Below are 23975 nucleotides of genomic sequence, written 5' to 3'. Positions count from 1 at the left end.
CATGACGGATCAGGATCAGGCCAGCCCGAAAAACAGAAGCTTGTTGACCATCCTCCTCCTGGCGGTAGGGATGGCCATGGCTGTTGTCGGTGTTGTGCTCTTGATTGTCGATGATGAACGGGATACGCCGCTGGTCATTCTGAAAGCCGATACCTCCCCCTATAAGGTCGAACCTGAACATCCGGGCGGGCTTACGATCAACAGCCAGGACAGCCCGGTCATGTCGCTTCTCGAAAAACAGCAAGACGACAAGACAGGCACCGAAGTCCTCCTACCGCCGGAAAGCGAGCCTGAACTGCCGCCGATTGCGGTTGATAACGCAACGCAGACCACCGCCGCGACCGCCGCCTCTCCGGCCTCCCCGGAACCTGCGGCAGCTTCCGCCGCCCCTCCCGAGCCGTCGTCCAGTCAGCCTGTGGCTGCCCCGGCTGAACCCGCCCAGCCTGAGGCTACCCAGCCCGAGGATGCCCCGGCAGAACCTGTGGCTGCCCCGGCAGAACCTGTGGCTGCCCCGGCTGCAACAGTCTCGACTGAAACAGTCTCGACTGAAGCCACCCAGCCTGAATCTGCCCAACCTGCAATCGCCCCGGCCGCAACAGTCTCAACTGAACCAACCCAGCCTGAATCTGCCAAGCCTGAAAATATCGATGATGCGGTTGAATCCGTGCTCAACACGCCACCTGAAACCCTGCCCAAGAAACGTCCCCGCAGTCAGGATGGCGAGCCCTATTTTGTCGTTCAGTTTGCCGCGTTCAAGACCGAAAAAAGCGCCAAGACCACGGCGGCCCTTCTCAGCCAGAAACATGCCGAGCGCCTCAACGGGGTTGAGCTTGGCCATATCAAGCGCGGGGAGTACTGGCGGGTGGTGTCGGATCCGATGCTGCGCGCCGAAGCCGCCCGGCTCTGCAATACCCTGCGCTCGGTAGGGCAGGACTGCATCACCAAACTTCTGGAAGATACGCCATGACCGGGAATGATGATTTCACCGCCCCGGTGCAGCCCGTGGTCAGTTCGGATGGCCAGATGGCCCTGTTCGTGACGCTGGACGGGTTTGAAGGTCCGATTGATCTTCTTCTTTCCCTTGCGCGTGAGCAGAAGGTGGATCTCGCCAGACTTGCCATCCTTCCCCTGGCAGAGCAGTATCTGGCCTTCATCAGTTCCGCCCGTGATCTTGATATCGAAATCGCCGCCGATTATCTGGTGATGGCGGCCTGGCTTGCCTATCTCAAATCCCGGCTTCTTCTGCCTGATCCCGATGCGGATGAGCAGGAAGAGACCATCGACATGGCCGATGCGCTCAAATTTCAGCTCATGCGTCTTGAAGCGATGCAGAAAGCCGGCCCTCGTCTCATGGCCCTGCCGCGTCTCGGCCAGGAACGACATACAAGCGGCCAGCCCGAATATTTCTCGCCGAAAAACGCGATCACCTTCAACGCGACGCTGTTTGACCTGATCAGCGCCTATGGCAAGATCGCCTCGGCCAAAGAGACCGGCACGCTCACCATCGCCTCAAGTCGTCTTTACAGCGTCGAGGAAGCGATGAAACGCCTTGGTGAGTTGCTCAAGGTCAGTCCGGGCTGGGCAACCTTGCAATCCTTCCTGCCCCGGGATTATTCAGGTCCGCTCGATGAACGCTCGGCGCTGGCGTCCCATTTCACCGCCTCGCTTGAACTGGTGCGTGACGGCGCCTTGAAACTGCGCCAGGATTCTGCCTTCGGCCCGATCTGGCTTGCCACAACCAGGAGAAGACAAGTGCCATGACCACCTCCGATGTTCTTGCAACGCCGAGCCGGGTTATCGAGGCGATGATTTTTGCCTCAACCGAACCCGTGCCGGAACATTTGCTCAAAAAACATCTGCCGGAAGATATCGAACTTGCCGATATCCTTGCCCGGATTTCGGCGCGCTACGGGGAAGACAGCGGGCTTGAACTGCGAAAAGTTGGTGCATCCTGGGCTATTCGCACCCGCGCCGATATCGCCGCCCTGCTGACCGTGGAAAAGCAGTCCGAACGGCCCCTGTCGCGGGCGGCGCTGGAAGTGCTGTCCATTATCGCCTATCACCAGCCGGTCACCCGCGCCGAGATTGAGGAGATACGCGGCGTGTCGATCTCACGCGGGACCATGGACATTCTTCTTGAACTGGGCTGGATCAAGCCCCGTGGACGTCGCCGGTCTCCCGGTCGGCCCCTGACCTGGGGCACCACCGAAGGATTTCTTGATCATTTCGGCCTTGAGGATATCAACGCCTTGCCCGGTCTTGAGGAATTGGAGCAGGCAGGGCTACTCAGGTCCGGCCAGAGCATTTCCGATGCGAACGGTATCGGCGACATGCTCAATACCATGTGGGATGAAGATGACAGCGAAGATACCGGCGATGACCTGATGGAAGATCATCCCGATTTTGAATTTCCCGAAGACCTTGATGAAGACGAAGGGGAGTGAGCCGCCATGCTGACTTTTGAGAATGTCAGCCATGCCTATGGTGAAACCCCGTCGGTCGAGGATATTTCAATCCAGATCCGGAAAGGTGAGGTGGTTAGCCTTTTGGGTCCGTCCGGCTGCGGGAAATCGACCATTCTGCGCCTCGCATCAGGGCTGGAAAAGCTCCGGTCCGGCACGATCATGCTTGATGGCAGGGTGGTGGCGAGCGCGGATATGTTCATCCCGCCCGAAGAGCGCGGGATCGGGCTTGTCTTTCAGGATTACGCGCTGTTTCCGCATATGTCGGTGCGCCGGAACATCCTGTTCGGGCTTGATGGCGTCCATACGGGGATGAGCCGGGAAGACAAGGAGGCCCGGGTCAACACCGTTCTTGAACATGTTGATCTTGCCGGTCTCGGGGACGTCATGCCGGATGAGCTTTCCGGCGGCCAGCAGCAGCGGGTTGCGCTGGCCCGGGCGCTGGCGCCTGAGCCGAGACTGATCCTCATGGATGAGCCTTACGCCGGACTGGACAGCCGCCTGCGTGAACGTATCCGGGATGACATGCTTCATATCCTGAAGGAAACAGGCACCGCCGTCCTGATGGTCACCCATGACAGCGAGGAAGCCATGTTCATGTCAGACCGCATCTATGTCATGCGCTCGGGCCGGATCGAACAGACAGGCAGGCCGATCGATCTCTATTGCCGCCCTAGCAATGCGTTTGTCGCCGAATTCTTCGGTGAGGTAAACCGGGTCGAAGGCGTCATTCGCCAGGGCCATCTTGTCACGCCGCTGGGCGAGTTTGACATGCCGGAAGGAACAACAGGCCATAATGCCGCGCTCATTATCCGCAATGAAGGCCTCGTCATCGGCAATGGCAGCAAACCCAATGCCGAAGTCATGGAAACCCGCCTTCTCGGGCGCTACAGCCTTGTTCACCTGTCAATGCCTCTGCCGGGAGGAGAAGATCTTCATCTTCACGCAAGGGTGCCCGGCCTCAACATGCTTTCCCCCGGCCAGCAGGTGACCCTTTCGGTCGATCCGAGCCAGGTTTTCATCTTTGCCGAAGGATGATATGAATATCTCGGCCATAATGATCAAATGTACCGTTGCGGTTTGCTTGGCGATGGGGCTATAGTCATTCGGTAATTAACCTGACGGAGAGATTGTCACATGGGCATCACCGGTATCTGGCAGTGGATTCTTATCCTCGCCATTGTTCTTATTCTGTTTGCTCGCCCCGGAAAGATTTCGGGCATCATGGGTGATTTCGGCAAAGGTCTCAGGAATTTCAAGACCGGCATGAAAGATGAAAATGCCGTTGAAGCCGAAGATGTTGAAGTGATCGAGGCTGATCCCGAGCCGGCACCTGCACCAGCCAGGAAGAGAGCGACCAAGAAAAAGACTGCCAGGAAAAAGAAGGCCGCGAAAAAAGCGTCTCGCAAGGTCAAGGCCAAAAGCTGATCGCATCATCTCTTTTTCAGAGGAAAGTCTGTAACCGATGCTGGATCTAGGCTGGCAGGAATTCATGGTAATTGCGCTGGTGCTTGTGGTCGTGGTCGGCCCCAAGGACCTGCCAAAGGTGTTGCGTGCTTTTGCCAAATTCATGGGCAAGGCGCGCGGGATGGCACGCGAATTTCAGACCTCGATGATGGAAGTTGCCAATCAGGAGGAATTTCGTGATGTCAAAAAGGCCTTCGATGATGCGAAAAGCGGCCGCATCGAAGATCTTTCTGCTCCCATGGCGGAAGTCAAGGACGCTTTTGATGAAGCCCAGAAGGATGCCGGCCTCGACGAAAGCGTCAAGAGCATCAAATCCACCGCCGATGAGCTGAAAACAGCAACCGCGAAGGAAGCCGACAAGGTCGTTGCCGGGAGCAAAACTGAAAAATCCCGAAACGAACCCATTTCCTCCAAAACCCCCGTTTCTTCCAAAACACCGGGCGATAGTGCGTCATCATGAATGAAAAGGTCAGTGAAGATAATCTCGACGACGGATCGATGCCGCTGCTCTCGCATCTGGCGGAGCTGCGCAATCGGCTGATTGTCTGTATCGTTGTTTTTGTCGTGCTTTTCATCGCTTGTCTTGTGCGGCCCTTTGGTTCCGATACGCCGAATATCGCGGATATCGTCTACCTCTTCCTGCAGCAGCCGCTGGCGGATATTCTCAGGGCCCAGGGCGGGCGGATGATCTTCACCGCCCTGCATGAAGCGTTTTTCACCCAGATCAAGGTCGCCTTCTTCGTCTCGCTCTTCGTCGCCTTTCCCATCATCCTGATGCAGATCTGGCGGTTTGTTGCCCCGGGGCTCTACAAATCCGAGAAAAAGGCCTTCCTGCCGTTTCTCATCGCAACCCCGGTCCTGTTCTTTCTCGGCGGGGCGATGGTCTATTATCTGGTGATCCCGCTGGCCTGGAATTTCTTCCTTTCCTTTCAGATAGCCGGCGGCGACACCTCTCTCGCCATCGAAGTCGAGCCGAGGATTTCCGAATATCTCAGCCTCGTGATGCGGCTGATCTTTGCCTTCGGCCTTTCCTTCGAGCTTCCGGTTGTCATTCTGCTTCTGGCCAAGGCCGGGCTGGTGACGGCGCGCGGACTTGCTGAAAAACGGAAATACGCCATCCTGTTTTCATTCATTGCCGCGGCGATCATGACGCCACCGGATGTGATCAGCCAGGTGATGCTGGCGGTACCGGTGATCTTCCTTTATGAGTTATCCATCATTGCCACCCGTATCATGGTGCCGCAACCGGAAGAGGACCCGGAAAATGCGTAGCTTGCGCTTGTTAAATGGAGTTGCCGATGCATGACATCCGTTTCATTCGTGACGATGCGGATGGGTTTGACCGGGCGCTGGCCCGCCGGGGGATTGCCCCGCAGGCGGCGGATATTCTCGCCCTTGATACGGAACGCCGGCAGATTCAGACCAGCCTTCAGGAAATGCAGCAGCGCCGCAACGACGCCTCCCGCCAGATCGGACAGATCAAGAAAGAGGGGGGCGATGCCAGCGCCATCATGGCCGAAGTCGCCGCGATGAAGGATTCCATGGGGCAGATGGAAGAACGTGAACGGCAACTGGCCGAAGACCTCGGCGCCTTGCTCATGGGTCTTCCCAATATCCTTGATGAAAAGGTCCCTGATGGCGCCGATGAAGTAGAGAATCAGCTTGTCCGCAGCGTGGGCGAAGCCGTAAAGCTTCCTTTTCCGGCCCGTGATCACGTCGATATCGGCGAAGGGCTCGGCATGATGGATTTTGCCGCCGGGGCCAAACTTTCCGGTGCCCGGTTCGTCGTGCTTAAAGGCGGTCTTGCGCGGCTGGAACGTGCGCTTGCGGCCTTCATGCTGGATATCCATTGCGGGGAGTTCGGCTATCAGGAAATTCTCCCGCCCGCCCTCGTGAAGGGGGAGACCATGGCCGGCACCGGCCAGTTGCCGAAATTCGCCGAAGATCTCTTTCATACCGAAGACGACCGCTGGCTTATCCCCACCGCCGAAGTGCCGCTGACCAATCTTGTCGCCGGTGACATTCTGCCCGCCGATCAGCTGCCGATGCGGCTGACGGCCTATACCCCGTGTTTCCGTGCCGAGGCAGGTGCCGCAGGCCGTGATACGCGCGGCATGATACGCCAGCACCAGTTCTCCAAGGTGGAACTGGTTTCCATTTCTCATCCCGATCATTCCGATGAAGAGCTTGAGCGGATGACGTCATGCGCGGAGACCATTCTTCAGCGCCTCGGTCTTTCGTATCGGGTGATGCTGCTGTGCTCGGGGGATACCGGTTTTTCCGCCCGGCGGACTTATGATATCGAGGTATGGCTTCCCGGCCAGGATGAAGGCAGGGGCATGTACCGGGAGATATCCTCCTGCTCGAATTGCGGCCCGTTCCAGGCCCGGCGGATGAAAGCACGTTTCCGCGATTCCGGCAGCAAGGATACGCGTTTTGTCCATACGCTCAACGGCTCCGGCCTTGCCGTCGGCAGGACCATGATTGCCGTTCTTGAAAACTACCAGCAGGAAGATGGCTCTGTCCTCATCCCTGACGTGCTTCAGCCCTATATGGGAGGCATGTCCGAACTTCGTCGGGACGGGAGCTGACATGTTGCGGTCATCATCCGGTAAAATCGGGCGCGTGCTTATCACCAACGACGACGGGATTGACGCAAAAGGCCTTGCCATCCTTGAAGAGATCGCAACCGGCATCGCCGATGAAGTCTGGGTTTTCGCCCCGGATGACAATTGTTCGGGCTATGGCAGATCATTGACCCTCAAGCGTGAGTTGAAAGTCACCCATCATGGCGAGCGGCGGATGACCTGCGATGGAACGCCGACGGATTGCATGATCCTTGCCCTTAATCACTTCATGAACGATACCCGCCCCGATCTGGTCTTGAGCGGCATCAATCTCGGCATGAATGTCGCCGATGACATCACCTGTTCGGGAACGATTGGCGCGGCCTGGGAAGCGGTGGTGCATGGTGTGCCGGCCATCGCGCTTTCCCAGAAATACAGCATCGAAATTCCCCGGGATAATCCGGATGTTTTCGCCGCCGCCGGGGCACATGCCGGCAATGTCATCCGGATGCTGCTTGCCGAAGGCTGGCCGGAAGGCGTCATCATGAACGTCAACTTTCCGAGCCTTCCTGCCGATGAGGTAAAAGGGATCAAGCCGATCATGGTCGGCCGACACAAGAATTCCGATGATGTGATGCCGGGATCAGGGGAGAACACCTACCGTATCGGCATGGCCCGCCAGCGTCTCGACGTCGAAGAGGGGACCGATATCGGCGCGCTCCTCGATGGACATATCGCATTATGCCCGCTCAGCATCAACATGACAGATCGTGAGTTTCTGGGAACGCTTACGCAAAAGATCGCCTGACCATCATGACAGAAGAACCACTTCTGGAAAAAAAGGCCATGCTCATCATGCAGTTGCGTGGTCTTGGCATCCGGAACACCAACGTGCTGAAAGCGATAGAAATGACGCCGCGGGAAGGTTTTGTCCCCGCGGCATTACGTCCCCATGCCTACGATAATGTATCCTTGCCGATCAGCCAGGGGCAGACGATCAGCCAGCCCTATGTGGTCGCGCGCATGACAGCGGAGCTTGAACTTACCGGAAAGGAACGTGTGCTCGAAATAGGCACCGGGTCCGGATATCAGGCGGCGGTTTTGTCGCATATATGCCGCCGGGTCTATACGATTGAACGCCTGCGGCCTCTTCTGGTCGAAGCCGAACGCCGCCTTCAGGCGCTCAAGGTGACGAACCTGACCGCACGCCATGGTGATGGGGCGCTTGGCTGGCCGGAAGCCGCCCCGTTTGATCGCATCATTCTGACCTGCGCGATAAAAACGTCCCCTGAAAATCTGCTCAGGCAATTGAAGCCTGGCGGTATTCTGGTCGCGCCCGTAGGGGAGGCTGACATGCCACAGAAACTCAGGAAATATCGCATGGGTGATGATGGGGTGCATAAATCCGAAGATCTCTTTGATGTGCGATTTGTCCCGCTCATCACAGATGTTGGTATTGATCGGGGCGCAGACCCAATATAAAGTAAGGTATTACCGCGCAACAGGGTTTGTGACAGGCATTTATCATGTGGCATCTCCGCCTTTTCCTTATTTCGGTTCTTTTGCTTTCGGGCTGTGCCGGACTGAACACGGAACGTGCACTTCTGCCGGTGAAGGATGCCCCGAAACGCCAGAACCAGCAGGAAGTCCCGCCTGACGGGATTATCAGGGTTGAGCCTGGCGATACGATCTACACCATCGCCAACCGTTATGGGGTCACGCCAAGGCGGATCATTCTGGCCAATAATCTGGCCCCGCCCTATGAGTTGACGGGGCTTGACACGCTCGAGGTTCCCAAACCGCGATCACATATCATTGCGGCAGGCGATACATTGCAGAAAATCTCCAAACGCTATTCGGTGAGCGTCAGCGACATCATTCGCCTCAACGGTCTTGAAGAGCCGTATAGCCTGCGGCAGGGAATGGCGGTGGCGATACCGCGGCGTCTTGATTATTCCCTGCTTGATCTGCCGGTGGATCAATCCACCCCGGAAACGATAACCCCCGCAGAAAATATCGCCGTCAATCCGGTGCCGAAATCGGTCGGACAGCGCGTTGCATTCACCAGCGGGGGGACGTTTTCATGGCCGGTTGATGGCACGATCATCGAAACCTTTGGCGAAACCGCCCGCGGCGTGCATAACGACGGCGTGAATATCGGCGCCGAAACTGGCAGTGCCGTGAGGGCGGCGCAAAAAGGGCAGGTGGCCTTTGTCGGGGCCGGGCTTAAATCCTTTGGCAATCTTGTGCTGGTCAAGCATGATGGCGGCTGGATCACGGCCTATGCCCATCTTGGCTCGATTGAGGTGGAAGAGGGGCAGCGTCTCGATCAGGGTGATGTGATCGGCACCGTCGGGATGACGGGCCGCGTTGATTCACCGCAACTGCATTTTGAATTGCGCAAGGCCCGCAAGCCCGTCAATCCCCAGGATTACCTGACCTGATATCAGTTTTCCCGGATCAGAAAGTGATCTTGATACCGGCCTCACCGGCCGTGTCGACGATAAACTGCCAGGCAACACGCCCCGAACGGCTCCCGCGTGAGACGGACCAGGCGAGACTCTGCTTCTCAAGCTCCGCCCGCGCCGATCCCTTGGCAAGGCCGATGGCGTCGGCATAGCCGTTGATCATGGCAAGATAGGTGTCCTGATCAATCGAATGAAAACCTAGCCAGAGACCAAATCGATCGGAAAGGGAGACTTTCTCCTCCACCGCTTCCGAAGGATTGATGGCGGTGGAACGCTCATTTTCGATCATGTCCCGGGCCATCAGGTGACGCCGGTTTGATGTGGCATAGAAGATCACGTTCTCAGGCCGGCCCTCTATCCCGCCTTCGAGAATGGCTTTGAGCGATTTGTAAGAGCTTTCCCCGCTTTCAAAGGCGAGATCATCACAGAATACGATAAAACGCCGCCTGTCGGTTCCTATGGCGCTTAAAAGCTGGGGCAGGGTTGCCAGATCCTCGCGGTGAATTTCGACAAGCACCAGTGGATTTGCCACCGAAACCTCACCATGAATTGCCTTGACGAGCGACGACTTGCCGGTTCCCCGCGCCCCCCAGAGAAGAGCGTTGTTGGCGGCAAAACCTCTGGCAAAGCGCAAGGTGTTTTCCATCAGCTTGTCCTGCTGATAGTCAATTCCCCTGAGCAGGGACAAGGGAATGCGGTTCACGCTGCGGACAGGGTCAAAATCAAGGGTCGCTGACTGCCATACAAAAGCTGAAAATTCATCTGAAGGCGCGGAGACGCGCGCGGTTGCATTCCTCTCTTCCAGCGCCGAAGCTATCCGTTCAAGAAGTGCATAAAGAGCAGGATCAGCAACGTTCTTTTCAGTCATGTTCAGATTTCATCCGGTCAGTCAAAGCAATATGAAAGACATCCTAGCGAAAAACTTGACGTTTTGCTAAGGTTTATCATTGCGCATCCCAAGCTCAAGGTAGTATCGTGCCGCAACATCACGCTTGAAAAATTTGGAGATGGCCATGATCATTTCACCTGCCTTTGCTCAGTCCGCCGGTGCTGGTGGCCCTGGTGCCCTTGCCCAGTTGCTGCCGTTCCTGCTTATTTTTGTTGTTTTCTATTTTCTGCTGATCCGCCCGCAGCAGAAACGCGCCAAGGAACATCGCCTTCTGGTGAACAGCCTCAAGAAAGGTGATCAGGTGATCACTTCAGGTGGTATCGCCGGCAAGGTGACCAAAGCCGTGGATGAAAAAGACACCGTCGAGGTTGAGATTGCGTCAGGCGTGGTTGTGAATGTGGTTCGCGCGATGATCGCCGAGGTTCGCGACAAGAATGGCGAGCTGATGAAACCTGAAAAAGGCAAGAAGTAACCTTTACCACCTGACCTGAGCGTATCTTTGATGATTGTTTTCGAGAAATGGAAGATTGTCCTCATCAGCATGGTCTGTGCCATCGGGGTTGTGCTTGCACTGCCCAATCTGATGAACGGGCAGGATGAGGGGTTCTTCGCCGACCGGCAGATAAATCTCGGGCTTGACCTGCAGGGCGGCTCCTATCTGCTGCTTCAGGTTGAGCTTGATAAAGTGGTGACCGAACGGCTTGAAAACATGGCTGAGGCCATTCGAGTTGAGATGCGCGAAAACCGTATTGGAATCCGCGGGCTTGTTTCCGATGATACAAAGGTTGTCTTTTCGATCCGGGATGCAGAAGAGATTGCCGCGGCCAGGGAGGCGATACGGGATTTTATCGGCCAGGACATGCAGATTGAGGAAAGTTCAGGCCGTTTTGTCATAAACTATTCCGATACCGGTATGCAGGACCTTGCCCGGATTACCGTAGATCAGGCGATTGAAATTGTCCGCAACCGGATTGATGAAACCGGAACGAAAGAACCGATCATCCAGCGTCAGGGCCAGGACCGGATACTTGTGCAGCTTCCCGGTGTTGATAATCCGGATGATATCAAACGTCTTCTCGGCCGGACGGCGCGGCTTGGCTTTCAGCTGGTTGATATTTCGGCTTCAGCCGTTGAGGTTGAAGCTTCTGGCCGTATTCCGCCCGGATCGGAAATTCTGCCTGCCGCTGATGGTAGCGGCCAGCTTTATCTTGTCCGCAAGCGGGTGCTGATCTCGGGTGACATGCTTGATGATGCCCGGCCGGGTTTTGGTGAGAATAACGACCCTGTTGTCAACTTCACCCTCAACGCCACCGGCGGCGCCCGGTTTGGCAAGGTGACGGGGCAGAATATCGGCCGGCCCTTTGCCATCGTGCTTGATGACAAGGTGGTGAGCGCGCCGGTCATCCGGGCGCAGATTTTCTCCAATGGGCAGATATCAGGCAATTTCACCGTTGAAGAATCCGATGAACTTGCCTTGCTGTTGCGTGCAGGGGCTCTGCCGGCCCCGCTGGCTGTCCTCGAAGAGCGTTCCGTTGGCCCGGGCCTCGGTAGCGACAGTATCGAAGCCGGGAAACTTGCTTCCATCATCGGCCTGATTGGTGTTGTCGTCTTCATGGTGTTGAGTTACGGAAGATTCGGCATCTTCGCCACCATGGCTCTTGCCATCAACATGATCCTGCTGATCGCGGCTCTGTCCCTGTTGCAGGCGACGCTTACCCTGCCCGGTATAGCCGGGATCGTCCTGACCATGGGGATGGCGGTGGACGCCAATGTCCTTATTTTTGAGCGTATCCGCGAGGAATACGCAAAAGGCAGAACGATTGCATCATCGGTCAATACCGGCTTCAAACAGGCCACCGCGACCATTATTGACGCCAATCTCACGACACTGGCCGCAGCGCTTTTCCTCTTTTTCCTGGGGTCAGGTCCGGTCAAGGGCTTTTCGGTCACCCTCGCCATCGGGGTGGTGACATCCATGTTCTCGGCCGTGATGGTGACACGGATGATTGTGGTCTTGTGGCTTAATCGCACCAAACCCGGTCAGCTGGTTTTATAGGTGAAGCGATGCGTTTGCTGAAAATTGTCCCGCAGAATACCAACATCCCTTTTCTTGCCGCCCGCAGGATAGCGCTGATCTTCTCTCTTCTTCTTGTTCTTGGTTCACTCGCATCCTGGGCATTTATCGGTCTTAATACCGGTATTGATTTCCGTGGCGGATTTCTGGTTGAAGTCCGCTCCAAGAATGGGCCTGCTGATATTCAGGCCTTGCGTCAACAGCTCGGCCAGCTTGACCTTGGCGATGTCTCCTTGCAGGAATTCGGTCTTGATACCGACGTGTTGATCCGTGTTCAATCCCAGAATCTTGAAGACAGCGAAAGCCTTTCCGATGTTGACAAGGCGGCGGTGGCGCTGGTCCAGACGACCCTGGGCGAAGAATACACGATCCGCCGGACGGAATATGTCGGTGCGGTTGTTGGCGGGGAGTTGCGCCAGAAAGCGCTCATGGCAATCATCGCGGCGATCGGCGCCATCATGATCTATATCTGGTTCCGTTTTGAATGGCCTTTTGCCGTCAGTGCCATTATCGCGCTGAGCCATGATGTGATTACCACGGTCGGGGTTTTCTCGATCACGGGGTTTGAGTTTAATCTGGCAACCGTGGCCGCATTGCTGACCATCGCCGGATACTCGATCAACGATACCGTCGTCGTGTTTGATCGGGTCCGCGATAATCTCAAGCGATATAAATCCCGTCCTATTCCTGAGATTCTGACCATTTCACTTAATGAGACCCTGAACCGGACCGTCATGACATCACTGACAACGCTTCTGGCGCTCGTGTCGATCAGTGTTTTTGGTGGCGCGGTGCTGGCGGATTTTGCCCTGGCCATGATCTGGGGAATCGTTATCGGGACGTATTCATCGATTTTTGTCGCCGTGGGAACACTTGTCTGGTTCAATATCATCCCGGACGATGACGAAGATGTGCCCACCCCTGAATACGAACGCTGATGTCGGCATCTCTTCCCACGGCCCCCGTTATCAGCGACTACAGCGGCGGCAAGTTTGTTTTCAGCGACCAGTCCCATGAAGGGCCGATCATGATCATCGGGGAGGATGGGAGCGGATTTTCGATCCTGCCCTGGTATGTCAGGGATCGTGAAACCCTCAGCATTGATGACTTTGCGGCGGCTCTTGCCTCACCGCACCGGCCTGACCTGATGATTGTCGGCGTGGGTGAGATGATGAATCATCCCTTCATGGAACTGCGCCGTGATCTGAATGCTGCGGGCTTGCCTGCTGAAATTCTCACCACGGCCGCGGCCTGCCGAACCTGGAATCTTCTCTTGAGCGAAGGCCGGAAGGTTGCCCTGGCAGCGCTGGAGGTTTCGGAAAAGGGATAAGGATGGATTCCGTTTCCGCATTACGTCATGAATTCCCGGCGCTGGCGCTGACAACAGGATTTGCTGCCCGCAGGGACCGGGCATTTCTTGCTGATATGCTTCTTTTGTGGCTTGAATATCGGCGCGCAACCAGAGCATCGGAAAACCTGATCGCTGCCGCAAGGCTGACCTTTTGGCGTGAGGCGTTTGAAACGGGAAAGACCGATCATGTTCCCCTTGCTGAACGGATTTTGGATTGGTCCGGTCAACGTCTTGATCGCGCAAGGCTTGCCCATGCAACTGAGCGCCTCGTGGCCGCCGTGCTCGATGGCAGTGACGGTGGTTTCATCCATAAGGAATTTGCGGTGCTTATTGAAGATGGGCTGAAACTGGATGGCGAAGCTGAGGCCATGGCTTCCGTGCTGGCATGTCTTGCTGATGTGATGGAAGGAGGGGAGGCGCACTTTCCCGTCAAGCCTGGCTATCCGCCAATGGCGCTCATCGCCTGGTTGTGCCAGGATGCGTCACGCCTTGATTATCCCTCAAGACATCCCATGCTGGCGTTCAGGATGATGGTAGAGGTGCTTGCGCGCTGATATAGTCTTCCATAGATTTCAGCGCCCGTGCCGCAAAAAGTGCTTTACGGTCCCGTCCCTTGGGCCGGCGGGGTCTGCGGCCGGTCACCGGATCAGGCGTCATTTCACCTGTATCGAGATCGGGAAAGAGACCAAAATTGACATTCATGGGCTGGAACGTATCGGCATTGGCCCCGCCCGTGATATGGGCAAGGAGAGCGCCATGCGCCGTTTCAGGCGGCGGCGGGGTGAACTCAGCCCCCTTTTCCTGCGCAGCGGCCATGCGACCGGCCATGAGGCCGATGGCGGCGGATTCAACATATCCTTCAACACCGGTCATCTGGCCGGCAAAACGAAGCCGGGGCATGGATTTGAGCCGCAATTCCCTGTCAAGAAGCTTCGGGGAGCGGATGAAAGTGTTTCGATGCAGCCCGCCAAGTCGCGCAAAGGAAGCATTCTCAAGGCCAGGGATAAGCCTGAATACCTCTGTCTGCGGTCCATGGCGCATCTTTGTCTGGAAGCCGACAATGTTATAAAGCGTTCCGAGGGCGTTATCCTGCCTGAGCTGGACAACCGCATAAGGGCGTTTGCCGGTCCGGGGATCTGTGAGCCCGACCGGTTTCATCGGCCCGAAGCGTGGCGTGTCCACCCCCCGTTCCGCCATCACTTCGATGGGCATACAGCCCTCGAAATAAGGTGTGTTGGCTTCCCATTCACGAAAATCCATCTTTTCCGCTTCCAGCATAGCGGTGATCAGATGCGAATACTGCTCTTTATCAAGCGGGCAGTTGATATAGTCACTGCCATCCCCTTTATCATAGCGGGACTGAAACCAGGCGATATCCATATTAATACTGTCGCGATGCACGATCGGGGCGATGGCATCAAAGAAGGCCAGGTCCGCTTCGCCGGTAACCTCACGGATAGCCGCGCTGAGGTCAGGTGAGGTGAGGGGCCCCGTCGCAATGATCACGTTGGACCAGTCGTCCGGAGGCATGCCGCTGATCTCTTCCCGCTCAACATGGATCATGGGATGGGTGTTGATTTTCTCTTCGACCGCCTCGGAAAAAAGGTTCCGGTCAACGGCAAGCGCGCCGCCTGCCGGAACTGCTGTTTTATCGGCCATGGCAAGGATGAGGGAATTGAGCCGCCGCATTTCCTCATGCAAGACGCCAACCGCGTTTCCTGTTGCATCATCCGAGCGGAATGAATTTGAACAGACCAGCTCAGCCAGGCCATCCGTTTCATGGGCATCGGTGCCCCGGTGGGGGCGCATTTCATGCAAGATCACCCGAATACCCGCCTCGGCCACCTGCCAGGCGGCCTCACATCCGGCCATGCCGCCCCCGATGATATGCACAAGGCCGTTTGTCCCATCACGCATCGGATTATCTGGCTTTCTTCTTGCGCTGGCGCTGGCGCGCCATGACCATGGAAAGATACTGCCCGGTGATGGAAACCGCCGATGCCGCAATATCTTCCGGGGTGCCAACCGCAACAACCTCACCGCCGCCATCACCACCTTCAGGGCCGATATCAACAATCCAGTCCGCCGTCTTGATGACGTCAAGGTTGTGCTCAATCACGATAACGGTATTGCCGCTTTCGACGAGTTCTTTCAGAACGTCGAGAAGTTTGCGGATATCCTCGAAATGCAGCCCGGTTGTGGGCTCATCCAGAATGTAGACGGTCCGTCCCGTGGCCCGTCGTGACAATTCCTTGGAAAGTTTGATCCGCTGGGCCTCACCACCGGAAAGCGTGGTGGCCTGCTGGCCTATCTTGATATAGCCAAGACCGACGCGCATCATGGTTTCAAGCTTCTCACGCACGGTTGGAACCGCCTTGAAAAAGGACAAACCGTCTTCCACCGTCATGTCAAGAATATCAGCGATGGATTTGTTTCTCCAGGTAATTTCCAAGGTTTCCCTGTTGTACCTCTTTCCCTTGCAGGTATCGCAGGTCACATAGACATCAGGCAGGAAATGCATCTCGATCTTGATCAGCCCGTCGCCCTGGCAGGCTTCACATCGCCCACCTTTCACATTGAAGCTGAACCGGCCTGGCGCATATCCCCTCGTTTTGGCTTCGGGCAGACCGGCAAACCATTCCCGTATCGGGGTGAAGGCACCGGTATAGGTGGCAGGGTTTGACCGTGGCGTCCGGCCGATCGGGGACTGATCGATATCAACCACTTTATCCACCAGATGGAGACCTTCGATTTTTTCAAGCGGTGCCGGCACTTCGCGCGCATTGTTGAGCAGACGCGCCATGGTTTTCCACAACGTTTCCAGCACCAGCGTGGATTTCCCGCTTCCCGAAACGCCGGTAACGCAGGTCATCACCCCGAGGGGGAAGGAAACATTGACCTTCTTGAGGTTGTTGCCCGTAGCCCCTTTGAGGTGGATCATCCGCTCCTTGTTCAGTCGCCGGCGCTCATCCGGGATCATGATTTCCCGCGATCCGTTGAGGTACTGGCCGGTCAGCGATGCATCGACGCGGCAGATATCATCCGGCTTGCCTTTGGCGACAATATGCCCGCCATGAACGCCCGCACCCGGCCCCATGTCAATGACATGATCTGCGGCAAGAATGGCTTCTTCGTCATGCTCGACTACCAGCACGGTATTGCCGAGATCACGCAACCTCTTGAGGGTCTGCAGAAGACGATCATTGTCACGCTGATGCAGGCCGATCGAAGGTTCATCCAGCACATAGAGCACGCCCGTAAGCCCGGAGCCGATCTGCGAGGCAAGACGGATGCGTTGGGACTCACCCCCCGAAAGCGTGCCGGAAGCCCGCCCGAGGGAAAGATAACTCAACCCGACATTGGCAAGGAACATCAACCGCTCATTGATCTCCTTCAGGATCCGGCTGGCGATGGTGTTTTCCTGCTCGTTCAACTGAGATGATACCGAGCCGAACCAGTCAACGGCCTCGCCGATGGACAGCGTGGAAATCTCGGCAATGTCGTATTGGGCGACCTTGACGGCAAGCGCTTCGGGCTTGAGCCTCTTGCCGCCGCAACTGTCGCAGGGGTGATCTGCCTGGAATTTGGCCAACTCTTCCCGTATCCAGGCGGAATCGGTTTCCCGCATCCGGCGTTGCAGGTTTGGGATGACGCCTTCGAAAGGCTTGCTGGTGCGGTATGATCTCAGTCCGTCATCATATTGCATCTGCACCGTTTCCCCGCCGGATCCGAACAGGATGATCTCCTGATGGTTTTGGCTCAGTTTCTCAAACGGTGTATCCATATTGAACTTGTAATGGCGGCCAAGGGATTCGAGCGTCTGGATATAGTATTTCGCCGTCGAGGACGCCCAGGGCGCCACCGCCCCGTCGCGCAGGGTCTTGGCCGGATTGGGGATGACAAGCTGGCGGTCAAAGTGACTGGATTTGCCAAGCCCGTCGCAATCCGGGCAGGCCCCGAACGGGTTGTTGAAGGAAAACAGTCTGGGTTCGATCTCATCGATGGTGAACCCGGATTCGGGGCAGGCAAAGCGGGCGGAAAAAACATGTTCCCTGCCGCTGTCAGCTTCTTCTGCAATGACCAGTCCATCGGTGAGTTTCAGCGCGGTTTCAATGGAATCGGCCAGCCGTGTCGGCAGGTCATCGTCATCATGGCGGATCACCAGCCTGTCCACCACGATGGAGATATTGTGCTTCTTCTTCTTGTCGAGAGCAGGAAGCGATTCCATGTCGAACATTTCGCCATCGATCTTGACCCGCTGAAATCCGCGCGCGTGCAGGCTCAAAAGCTCCTTGCGGTATTCACCTTTCCGTCCCCGCACGATCGGGGCCAGAAGATAGAGCCGGGTGCCCGCCTCAAGGCCAAGCACCCCATCGACCATCTGGCTGACGGTCTGGCTGCGGATGGGCAGGCCGGTGGCCGGGGAATAGGGGATGCCGACCCGTGCCCAGAGCAGGCGCATGTAATCATAGATTTCGGTCACCGTCCCGACGGTTGAGCGCGGGTTTCGGGACGTGGTTTTCTGTTCGATGGAAATTGCCGGGCTGAGGCCTTCGATCAGGTCAACATCCGGTTTCTGCATCATCTCGAGAAACTGGCGTGCATAGGCTGAAAGCGATTCCACATATCGGCGCTGCCCTTCGGCGTAGATCGTATCAAACGCGAGGCTTGACTTGCCTGAACCTGAAAGCCCCGTCAGGACAACAAAGGAATCACGCGGGATATCGGCGGTGATATCCTTGAGGTTATGCTCACGGGCACCGCGGACATGGATAAGGCGTTTGGCTTCGGCGGGAGATGAAACCGTGGCGGAATTGCTGGTTGTTGTGTCAGGCATATCGGAACTATAGGGGGCAAGGTGGAAATTGCTATAAAAATTTTGTCTTACGCTCAATAAAATTGGCCGTATTCATCAGTTGTCAATTGCCCGTCTGCAAATGGTTTCGTATGCTGTTGCTGGTTATCAAGGGAGAAATACATCATGGCCGGAAGCGTGAACAAAGTCATCCTTTTGGGGCGCCTGGGGCGCGACCCTGAAGTGGTCAGCCTCAACGATGGCAACAAGATCATCAAGTTTTCCGTGGCGACCTCGGAACGCTGGAAAGACCGGAACAGCGGTGAGCAGCGCGAACGCACGGAATGGCACAATGTCGTCATCTTCAACGAGAATCTGGGCCGGATTGCCGAACAGTATTTGCGCAAGGGAAGCCAGGTGTATCTGGAAGGCCAGATGCAGACCCGGAAATGGCAGGATCAATCCGGGGCGGACCGGTATTCGACCGAAGTGGTGCTGGCCCGCTTCAGGGGGGAGCTTGCCCTTGTAGGTGGTCGTGACAGCGGCGATTCGGGGGGCTATGTCAGCAATGAGTCGAGTTCCTATCAGGTTTCTGACCAAAGCCCGCGTCCAGCCCCGCCCATGGGTGGTGATCTGGATGATGATATCCCGTTCTGATCTGTTTTCAGGTATTGAACCGCCAGGATTTTTTGAAATCAAAGAGCACCGCTCAGGCGGTGCTCTTTTCACTTTTGTGACAACAATATCTGGTATTTTTTCGTCAATTTTGCTAAATTATTAACAAGATTTTCTCTGTTGGAGTAAAGCGATTGACGGATCAGTCACGTCCCGGCGAAACCGGGATTTCCATCACCGAAGAAATGCGGAAATCCTATCTCGATTACGCGATGAGCGTCATTGTCTCGCGGGCCTTGCCCGATGTTCGGGATGGGCTGAAGCCGGTGCATCGCCGCATTCTCTATGCCATGATGGAAGGCGGCTACGACTGGTCGAAACAATATCGTAAATCGGCCCGTGTTGTCGGGGACGTGATGGGGAACTATCACCCCCATGGCGACAGCGCGATTTATGAATCCATGGTTCGGATGGCGCAGGATTTCTCCATGCGTGTCACGCTGGTGGACGGGCAGGGGAATTTCGGCTCCGTCGATGGCGATCCCCCGGCTGCCATGCGTTACACCGAATCCCGGCTTGCCAAGGTGGCCGAAGCCCTGCTTCGGGATATTGATCGCGATACCGTCGATTTCATCCCCAATTACGATGAAACGCAGGAAGAGCCATCTGTTCTGCCCGCGGAATATCCCAATCTTCTCGTCAATGGCGCCGGCGGTATTGCGGTTGGTATGGCGACAAATATCCCGCCGCATAATCCCACCGAGGTCATTGATGCCTGCATGGCCTATATCCGTAATCCGGCTATTACGCTTGATGAAGTGATGGAAATCGTCCCCGGGCCTGATTTTCCGACAGGCGGGATCATCATGGGCCGGGCCGGAATACGTAGCGCTTTTGAAACCGGACGCGGCAGCATTCCTGTTCGGGCCAAGGCAGAGGTGGAGCAGGGAGACAGGGACCGCATCGTCATCCATGAACTTCCATATCAGGTGAACAAGGCCCAGCTTCTGGAGCGTATCGGCGAACTCGTTCGGGACAAAACCATCGAGGGTATAAGCGATATCCGCGATGAATCCGACCGCAGCGGCATGCGGGTTGTCATTGACATGAAACGTGATGCCCAGGGTGATGTGGTGCTCAACCAGCTCTACCGTCATACCCGTCTGCAAACGACGTTTTCGGTCAATCTGCTGGTGCTTAATGGCGGCAAACCGGAACAGATGGGGATTCTCGATGTTATCCGGGCGTTCTGTTCCTTCCGTGAAGAGGTAGTCACCCGCCGGACCCGTCATCTGCTCACCAAGGCGAGAGACCGGGCACATATTCTGGCCGGGTTGATGGTGGCACTTACCAGCATTGATGAAGTGATCGAACTTATCCGCAAGGCACCGGATGCCGAACATGCCAGAAAATCACTGATGGAGCGGCTCTGGCCTGCCGAAGAAGTCGCGCCGTTCATCGCGCTGATCGCCGAGCCGGGGCGTGAGGTGGAGGATGGAAAATATCGTCTTTCCGAAACCCAAGCAAAAGCCATTCTTGAACTCAGGCTTCAGCGCCTGACTGGCATGGAGCGCGACAAACTTGCCGAAGAAACGCGAGAACTTGCTGAAAAGATCAGCGATTATCTTGAAATCCTTTCCAATCGCGAACGTCTAATCGAAGTCATTCTCGGGGAGTTTGCCCAGTCGCGTGAAATGGTTGGCGATGAACGTCGCACCGAAATCAGCGATCAGATTGGTGATCAGGATGATGAGGATCTCATCCAGTCCGAAGACATGGTGGTGACCGTAAGCCATCGCGGCTATATCAAACGGGTCCCGCTCTCGGTTTATCGGGCCCAGCGCCGCGGCGGCAAGGGGCGTGCCGGAATGCGGACGCGCGACGAAGACTTTGTGACGAGGCTTTTTGTCGCCAACACCCACACGCCGATCCTGTTCTTCACCTCCAAAGGAACGGTATATCAGTTGAAATGCTATCGCCTGCCGGAATCTGCACCGCAAGCGCAGGGCAAGGCAATGGTCAATCTCCTGCCCATTGATCCGGATGAGACGATCCAGACCGTCATGCCGATGCCGGACAATCCGGAACTCTGGGAAAGCCTTAATGTTGTCTTTGCGACCTCCGAAGGAAATATTCGCCGCAACATGCTCTCTGATTTCACCAATATCAAGCGCAACGGCAAGATCGCCATGAAACTGAAGGAGGGGGACAGCCTGATCTCCGTTCACCCCTGCACCGAGAATGATGATATCATGATGGCGACCCGGAACGGCAAGGCGATCCGTTTCAAGGCTGAGGCGGTTCGCCTGTTTCGTGGCCGCGACAGCACCGGCGTAAGGGGCGTGCGTCTTCTTGGCGATGACCGGGTTGTTTCCATGTCGGTGCTCGATGATCCTGAAAATCAGTATGTTCTTGCCGTGACTGAAAACGGCTACGGCAAGAGAACCAAGGCAGATGACTACCGCATCACCGGACGTGGCGGCCAGGGGGTTGCCAATATTGAGACTTCAGAACGCAACGGCAAGGTTGTGGCCTCATTTCCCGTGCTTGAAGATGACCAGTTGATGCTCGCCACCGATGGCGGAACGGTGATCCGTATCCGCGTTCACGCCCAGGACGGTGACAGTATCCGTATCGCCGGACGCAAGACTCAAGGGGTGACATTGTTCAGCATCGGCAAGGATGAAAAGGTGGTGTCCATCGGCCTCATCCAGGAAAAGGATGATGATGAGATAAGCGAGGATGAAGACATCTCAGCCGATGATTCCCCCGGAAGAACATCCGAAACAGCGGATAGTGACACATCCGAGACCGATGCTGCGAAGGGAGAAGACGGCAAATGAGCTTGATCGCAATCTACCCCGGCAGTTTTGATCCGGTGACAAACGGTCATCTGGATATCATCGAACGTGGGGCGACACTGACCGACCGCCTGATTGTGTCGGTGGCCATCAATATCGGTAAATCCCCGATGTTTACCATCGATGAGCGGGTAGAACTTCTCCGCCAGGAAGTCGATGCCATGAAGATCGAAAAGGGATTGACGGCGGATATTGAAGTTCAGACCTTTTCAGGTCTCCTCATCGATTATGCCCAGAGTGTTGGCGCCAAGATGATTCTGCGCGGGCTAAGGGCGGTGACAGATTTTGATTACGAATTCCAGATGACCGGCATGAACAGGCGGATGAGACGTGATATTGAAACCGTTTTTCTCATGGCATCGGAACGTAATCAGTTCATCGCATCAAGAATGGTCAAAGAGGTGGCACTTCTTGGTGGTGATGTCAGCGTTTTTGTCCCCAAACGAGTGGCTGAAGCCCTGAAGGAACGCTGCGCTGAGAAAAAATAACCGATCAGAAAAAGAGGGGGTTGAAAAAGCAGGCTGTTTCTCCTAAACCTGTCATCACCCTTACGGGCGGTTAGCTCAGTTGGTAGAGCAAGTGACTTTTAATCACTGGGTCACAGGTTCGAATCCTGTACCGCTCACCATGTAAACCCCTCGGGATACCTGGCGGTTCTTGCCTCGGATCCCGGGGGTTTTTATGTTCAGGCAGGGCGGCGATCCTCACAGATATAGAAATCACCAACCACGCGTTGATAAAGCGTGTCGATTCTGCGGTCTCGATCATAGATGAACGTCCAGGCCTGGTTTTCAAAAGCAAGCAGATCAAGATAATTATGCTTGCTGGTATCCAGCCAGAAGACATCCTGCGGCCGTGAGGGATTGTAGATCAGCATGGCATCCGTATGTGCCGTTAACAGCCGCGTGCGACCGTGCTGATCATGGCAGATCAATTCGAGCGTATCTGCCCGCGCGGTTTTGATGGCAAGACATGTAAGAACAATGGCAAGCGATACGCCAAAAACCTTGAACTTGAATGAAGCCGGGAAAAAATATCTCATACTAGGGAAACTCCTTTCCCTGTAACGGTACCAACAAGATATTAATAAATGCTTATGATCAGGATCACGTTTTCGTTATCGCTTCATCCTCTGTTGAGGCGGTTGCTTAATGAGGCAATCTTCTTCAGAATTGATGGAATATCGGCAAGGGAGAACCAGCATGACGGCACTTGACCTGGATTACGTGCGAAAGCAGTTTCCTGCTTTTGCGACCCCATCACTTGAAGGGCAGGCGTTTTTTGAAAATGCCGGAGGGTCCTATATGTGCCAGCAGGTAATTGACCGGTTTGCACGCTATTTTGAGCAACGCAAGGTTCAGCCCTATTATGCCTTCGCCGCGTCAAAGGAAGCCGGTATGGAAATGGATCAGGCGCATATAAGGCTGGCAGCCTATCTGAATGTACCGGTTGATGAAGTCATGTTCGGGCCGTCCACCTCGCAGAACACCTATGTGCTGGCCCAGGCTTTCGCGGGCAGGCTCAACGAAGGTGACGTGATCATTGTCTCCGGTCAGGAACATGAGGCGAATAGCGGTGTCTGGCGGCGGTTGCAAAATCGCGGAATAGATGTGCTGATCTGGAAGGTTGATCCCGAAGACGGACGCCTTCACCTCGATGATCTGCTGCCGCTTCTTGATGATCGCACCCGCCTCGTTGCCATGACACATTGCTCGAATGTCGTAGGAGAGATCAATCCCGTTCGCAAGGTGTCGGATATAGCGCATGATGCAGGTGCCTTGCTGCTGGTCGATGGGGTATCCTACTGTCCCCACGGGTTCCCTGATATCGATGCATTGGGGGCAGATATCTATCTCTTTTCCACCTACAAGACGTATGGTCCGCATCAGGGGGTAATGGTGATCCGGCGTTCGGCGCGGGCACTGCTTGAACCTCAGGCGCATTACTTCAATCACGATAATCCTTCAAAATGGATGGTACCGGCAGGGCCTGATCATGCCCAGGTTGCAGCATCCAATGGAATGATCGATTATTTTGATGCGCTCGATATCCATCATGGTGGCCGCGATGAAGAAGGCCGGCCCAGGCGGATAGAGAAACTTTTCCGGGATGCGGAAAAGTCCAATCTGGCACCGATGCTTGAATATATTACCGCCCGCAACGATTTGCGGCTGATCGGCCCGTCTGATCCTGCCTTGAGGGCGCCAACGGTTGCGTTTGTTTCAAGTCGGCTTTCTTCCCAAGAGATTGCCCGAAGGCTTGCGGATCACGGCGTGATGGCCGGAGGCGGTGATTACTACGCCGTGCGTGTCCTTGAAGAGATGGGGATTGATACGAATGACGGCGCGGTGCGTCTTTCCTTTGTCCATTACACATCCCGGGATGAGATCAGCCAGGCGCTGGCGGCTCTTGATGCGGTTCTGTAG

The 23975-nt window shown here is 55.9% G+C and carries 24 protein-coding genes and 1 tRNA gene; 21 read left to right on the top strand and 4 right to left on the bottom strand.

The genetic code is table 11. The features are described from left to right. Position 1: 1 nt before the first annotated feature. The 11 genes from AB8880_05710 to AB8880_05660 all read left to right on the top strand — a co-directional run bounded on the left by AB8880_05710 (position 2) and on the right by AB8880_05660 (position 8940). Positions 2 to 967, top strand: coding sequence for an SPOR domain-containing protein (locus AB8880_05710; GenBank protein XDZ66881.1), 966 nt, complete (start codon positions 2 to 4; stop codon positions 965 to 967). Further along, positions 964 to 1761: a ScpA family protein gene (locus AB8880_05705; GenBank protein XDZ66880.1), complete on the top strand. Its 798-nt coding sequence runs from the start codon at positions 964 to 966 to the stop codon at positions 1759 to 1761. The genes AB8880_05710 and AB8880_05705 overlap by 4 nt, the downstream gene beginning before the upstream one ends. Then, positions 1758 to 2444, top strand: a complete 687-nt coding sequence (gene scpB, locus AB8880_05700; GenBank protein XDZ66879.1) for an SMC-Scp complex subunit ScpB — start codon at positions 1758 to 1760, stop codon at positions 2442 to 2444. The genes AB8880_05705 and scpB overlap by 4 nt, the downstream gene beginning before the upstream one ends. Before the next feature lie 6 nt (positions 2445 to 2450). After that, the gene (locus tag AB8880_05695) at positions 2451 to 3500 is read left to right on the top strand and encodes an ABC transporter ATP-binding protein (GenBank protein XDZ66878.1); all 1050 of its coding nucleotides are present in this window, start codon (positions 2451 to 2453) and stop codon (positions 3498 to 3500) included. 99 nt (positions 3501 to 3599) lie between these two features. Next, entirely contained in the window at positions 3600 to 3890 is a 291-nt protein-coding gene (locus AB8880_05690; protein XDZ66877.1) for a twin-arginine translocase TatA/TatE family subunit, read from the top strand. A gap of 37 nt (positions 3891 to 3927) precedes the next feature. Next, positions 3928 to 4389, top strand: coding sequence for a Sec-independent protein translocase protein TatB (gene tatB, locus AB8880_05685; protein ID XDZ66876.1), 462 nt, complete (start codon positions 3928 to 3930; stop codon positions 4387 to 4389). Next, entirely contained in the window at positions 4386 to 5201 is an 816-nt protein-coding gene (gene tatC / locus AB8880_05680) for a twin-arginine translocase subunit TatC (protein XDZ66875.1), read from the top strand. Before tatB ends, tatC begins: the two co-directional genes overlap by 4 nt. Before the next feature lie 26 nt (positions 5202 to 5227). Then, positions 5228 to 6520 (top strand): serine--tRNA ligase, encoded by a 1293-nt coding sequence (gene serS, locus AB8880_05675; protein ID XDZ66874.1) that lies wholly within the window; start codon positions 5228 to 5230, stop codon positions 6518 to 6520. Position 6521: 1 nt separating this feature from the next. Next, the gene (gene surE / locus AB8880_05670) at positions 6522 to 7304 is read left to right on the top strand and encodes a 5'/3'-nucleotidase SurE (protein XDZ66873.1); all 783 of its coding nucleotides are present in this window, start codon (positions 6522 to 6524) and stop codon (positions 7302 to 7304) included. Between the two features lie 5 nt (positions 7305 to 7309). Next, a complete protein-coding gene (locus tag AB8880_05665; protein ID XDZ66872.1) occupies positions 7310 to 7978 on the top strand; it encodes a protein-L-isoaspartate(D-aspartate) O-methyltransferase in 669 nt (222 codons plus the stop codon). Positions 7979 to 8022: 44 nt separating this feature from the next. Further along, the gene (locus AB8880_05660) at positions 8023 to 8940 is read left to right on the top strand and encodes a peptidoglycan DD-metalloendopeptidase family protein (GenBank protein ID XDZ66871.1); all 918 of its coding nucleotides are present in this window, start codon (positions 8023 to 8025) and stop codon (positions 8938 to 8940) included. Positions 8941 to 8956: 16 nt separating this feature from the next. Here the strand turns inward: AB8880_05660 and AB8880_05655 are convergent, their stop codons facing one another. Continuing rightward, positions 8957 to 9832, bottom strand: coding sequence for an ATP-binding protein (locus AB8880_05655; GenBank protein ID XDZ66870.1), 876 nt, complete (start codon positions 9830 to 9832; stop codon positions 8957 to 8959). 145 nt (positions 9833 to 9977) lie between these two features. Here AB8880_05655 and yajC point away from each other — a divergent pair, with 145 nt between their 5' ends. Genes yajC through AB8880_05630 form a run of 5 tightly spaced genes read left to right on the top strand, consistent with a single transcriptional unit; the run spans position 9978 to position 13832 of the window. After that, entirely contained in the window at positions 9978 to 10325 is a 348-nt protein-coding gene (gene yajC, locus AB8880_05650) for a preprotein translocase subunit YajC (GenBank protein ID XDZ66869.1), read from the top strand. A gap of 30 nt (positions 10326 to 10355) precedes the next feature. Next, entirely contained in the window at positions 10356 to 11909 is a 1554-nt protein-coding gene (secD, locus tag AB8880_05645; protein ID XDZ66868.1) for a protein translocase subunit SecD, read from the top strand. 8 nt (positions 11910 to 11917) lie between these two features. Further along, on the top strand, positions 11918 to 12865 hold the full coding sequence (gene secF / locus AB8880_05640; protein ID XDZ66867.1) for a protein translocase subunit SecF: 948 nt from the start codon (positions 11918 to 11920) through the stop codon (positions 12863 to 12865). Next, complete coding sequence (locus tag AB8880_05635; protein XDZ66866.1) at positions 12865 to 13257, top strand: MTH938/NDUFAF3 family protein; 393 nt, start codon at positions 12865 to 12867, stop codon at positions 13255 to 13257. The genes secF and AB8880_05635 overlap by 1 nt, the downstream gene beginning before the upstream one ends. 2 nt (positions 13258 to 13259) lie before the next feature. Then, positions 13260 to 13832, top strand: coding sequence for a hypothetical protein (locus AB8880_05630; GenBank protein XDZ66865.1), 573 nt, complete (start codon positions 13260 to 13262; stop codon positions 13830 to 13832). On the opposite strand, the gene trmFO is transcribed toward AB8880_05630, so the two are convergent. Then, positions 13801 to 15195, bottom strand: coding sequence for a methylenetetrahydrofolate--tRNA-(uracil(54)-C(5))-methyltransferase (FADH(2)-oxidizing) TrmFO (gene trmFO, locus AB8880_05625; GenBank protein XDZ66864.1), 1395 nt, complete (start codon positions 15193 to 15195; stop codon positions 13801 to 13803). The genes AB8880_05630 and trmFO overlap by 32 nt on opposite strands. Positions 15196 to 15199: 4 nt before the next feature. Further along, on the bottom strand, positions 15200 to 18115 hold the full coding sequence (gene uvrA, locus AB8880_05620; GenBank protein XDZ66863.1) for an excinuclease ABC subunit UvrA: 2916 nt from the start codon (positions 18113 to 18115) through the stop codon (positions 15200 to 15202). Positions 18116 to 18259: 144 nt separating this feature from the next. Here uvrA and ssb point away from each other — a divergent pair, with 144 nt between their 5' ends. From ssb to AB8880_05600, 4 genes are all read left to right on the top strand, one after another. Then, on the top strand, positions 18260 to 18730 hold the full coding sequence (gene ssb, locus AB8880_05615; GenBank protein ID XDZ66862.1) for a single-stranded DNA-binding protein: 471 nt from the start codon (positions 18260 to 18262) through the stop codon (positions 18728 to 18730). Between the two features lie 203 nt (positions 18731 to 18933). Continuing rightward, on the top strand, positions 18934 to 21531 hold the full coding sequence (gene gyrA, locus AB8880_05610; protein ID XDZ67027.1) for a DNA gyrase subunit A: 2598 nt from the start codon (positions 18934 to 18936) through the stop codon (positions 21529 to 21531). Then, positions 21528 to 22037 (top strand): pantetheine-phosphate adenylyltransferase, encoded by a 510-nt coding sequence (gene coaD, locus AB8880_05605; GenBank protein ID XDZ66861.1) that lies wholly within the window; start codon positions 21528 to 21530, stop codon positions 22035 to 22037. The genes gyrA and coaD overlap by 4 nt, the downstream gene beginning before the upstream one ends. A gap of 64 nt (positions 22038 to 22101) precedes the next feature. Continuing rightward, positions 22102 to 22177: transfer RNA gene (locus AB8880_05600), tRNA-Lys, on the top strand. Between the two features lie 57 nt (positions 22178 to 22234). Here the strand turns inward: AB8880_05600 and AB8880_05595 are convergent. Next, positions 22235 to 22591 carry a hypothetical protein gene (locus AB8880_05595; GenBank protein ID XDZ66860.1) on the bottom strand — a complete coding sequence of 119 codons (357 nt, stop codon included), beginning with the start codon at positions 22589 to 22591 and terminating at the stop codon, positions 22235 to 22237. 160 nt (positions 22592 to 22751) lie between these two features. Between AB8880_05595 and AB8880_05590 the strand changes: the two genes are divergently transcribed. Further along, positions 22752 to 23975 (top strand): aminotransferase class V-fold PLP-dependent enzyme, encoded by a 1224-nt coding sequence (locus AB8880_05590; protein XDZ66859.1) that lies wholly within the window; start codon positions 22752 to 22754, stop codon positions 23973 to 23975.

The organism is Alphaproteobacteria bacterium LSUCC0684, from assembly GCA_041228335.1.
Taxonomy (GTDB): domain Bacteria; phylum Pseudomonadota; class Alphaproteobacteria; order Puniceispirillales; family UBA1172.
Note: the sequence above shows the minus strand (reverse complement) of the source record. Positions and strands in the feature narration are given on the sequence as shown.

Excerpts from the sequence above, each read along its gene's own strand:
- AB8880_05710 (XDZ66881.1), top strand. The coding sequence starts at position 2 with ATGACGGATCAGGATCAGGCCAGCCCGAAAAACAGAAGCTTGTTGACC.
- AB8880_05705 (XDZ66880.1), top strand. The coding sequence starts at position 964 with ATGACCGGGAATGATGATTTCACCGCCCCGGTGCAGCCCGTGGTCAGT.
- scpB (XDZ66879.1), top strand. The coding sequence starts at position 1,758 with ATGACCACCTCCGATGTTCTTGCAACGCCGAGCCGGGTTATCGAGGCG.
- AB8880_05695 (XDZ66878.1), top strand. The coding sequence starts at position 2,451 with ATGCTGACTTTTGAGAATGTCAGCCATGCCTATGGTGAAACCCCGTCG.
- AB8880_05690 (XDZ66877.1), top strand. The coding sequence starts at position 3,600 with ATGGGCATCACCGGTATCTGGCAGTGGATTCTTATCCTCGCCATTGTT.
- tatB (XDZ66876.1), top strand. The coding sequence starts at position 3,928 with ATGCTGGATCTAGGCTGGCAGGAATTCATGGTAATTGCGCTGGTGCTT.
- tatC (XDZ66875.1), top strand. The coding sequence starts at position 4,386 with ATGAATGAAAAGGTCAGTGAAGATAATCTCGACGACGGATCGATGCCG.
- serS (XDZ66874.1), top strand. The coding sequence starts at position 5,228 with ATGCATGACATCCGTTTCATTCGTGACGATGCGGATGGGTTTGACCGG.
- surE (XDZ66873.1), top strand. The coding sequence starts at position 6,522 with ATGTTGCGGTCATCATCCGGTAAAATCGGGCGCGTGCTTATCACCAAC.
- AB8880_05665 (XDZ66872.1), top strand. The coding sequence starts at position 7,310 with ATGACAGAAGAACCACTTCTGGAAAAAAAGGCCATGCTCATCATGCAG.
- AB8880_05660 (XDZ66871.1), top strand. The coding sequence starts at position 8,023 with ATGTGGCATCTCCGCCTTTTCCTTATTTCGGTTCTTTTGCTTTCGGGC.
- AB8880_05655 (XDZ66870.1), bottom strand. The coding sequence starts at position 9,832 with ATGACTGAAAAGAACGTTGCTGATCCTGCTCTTTATGCACTTCTTGAA.
- yajC (XDZ66869.1), top strand. The coding sequence starts at position 9,978 with ATGATCATTTCACCTGCCTTTGCTCAGTCCGCCGGTGCTGGTGGCCCT.
- secD (XDZ66868.1), top strand. The coding sequence starts at position 10,356 with ATGATTGTTTTCGAGAAATGGAAGATTGTCCTCATCAGCATGGTCTGT.
- secF (XDZ66867.1), top strand. The coding sequence starts at position 11,918 with ATGCGTTTGCTGAAAATTGTCCCGCAGAATACCAACATCCCTTTTCTT.
- AB8880_05635 (XDZ66866.1), top strand. The coding sequence starts at position 12,865 with ATGTCGGCATCTCTTCCCACGGCCCCCGTTATCAGCGACTACAGCGGC.
- AB8880_05630 (XDZ66865.1), top strand. The coding sequence starts at position 13,260 with ATGGATTCCGTTTCCGCATTACGTCATGAATTCCCGGCGCTGGCGCTG.
- trmFO (XDZ66864.1), bottom strand. The coding sequence starts at position 15,195 with ATGCGTGATGGGACAAACGGCCTTGTGCATATCATCGGGGGCGGCATG.
- uvrA (XDZ66863.1), bottom strand. The coding sequence starts at position 18,115 with ATGCCTGACACAACAACCAGCAATTCCGCCACGGTTTCATCTCCCGCC.
- ssb (XDZ66862.1), top strand. The coding sequence starts at position 18,260 with ATGGCCGGAAGCGTGAACAAAGTCATCCTTTTGGGGCGCCTGGGGCGC.
- gyrA (XDZ67027.1), top strand. The coding sequence starts at position 18,934 with ATGCGGAAATCCTATCTCGATTACGCGATGAGCGTCATTGTCTCGCGG.
- coaD (XDZ66861.1), top strand. The coding sequence starts at position 21,528 with ATGAGCTTGATCGCAATCTACCCCGGCAGTTTTGATCCGGTGACAAAC.
- AB8880_05595 (XDZ66860.1), bottom strand. The coding sequence starts at position 22,591 with ATGAGATATTTTTTCCCGGCTTCATTCAAGTTCAAGGTTTTTGGCGTA.
- AB8880_05590 (XDZ66859.1), top strand. The coding sequence starts at position 22,752 with ATGACGGCACTTGACCTGGATTACGTGCGAAAGCAGTTTCCTGCTTTT.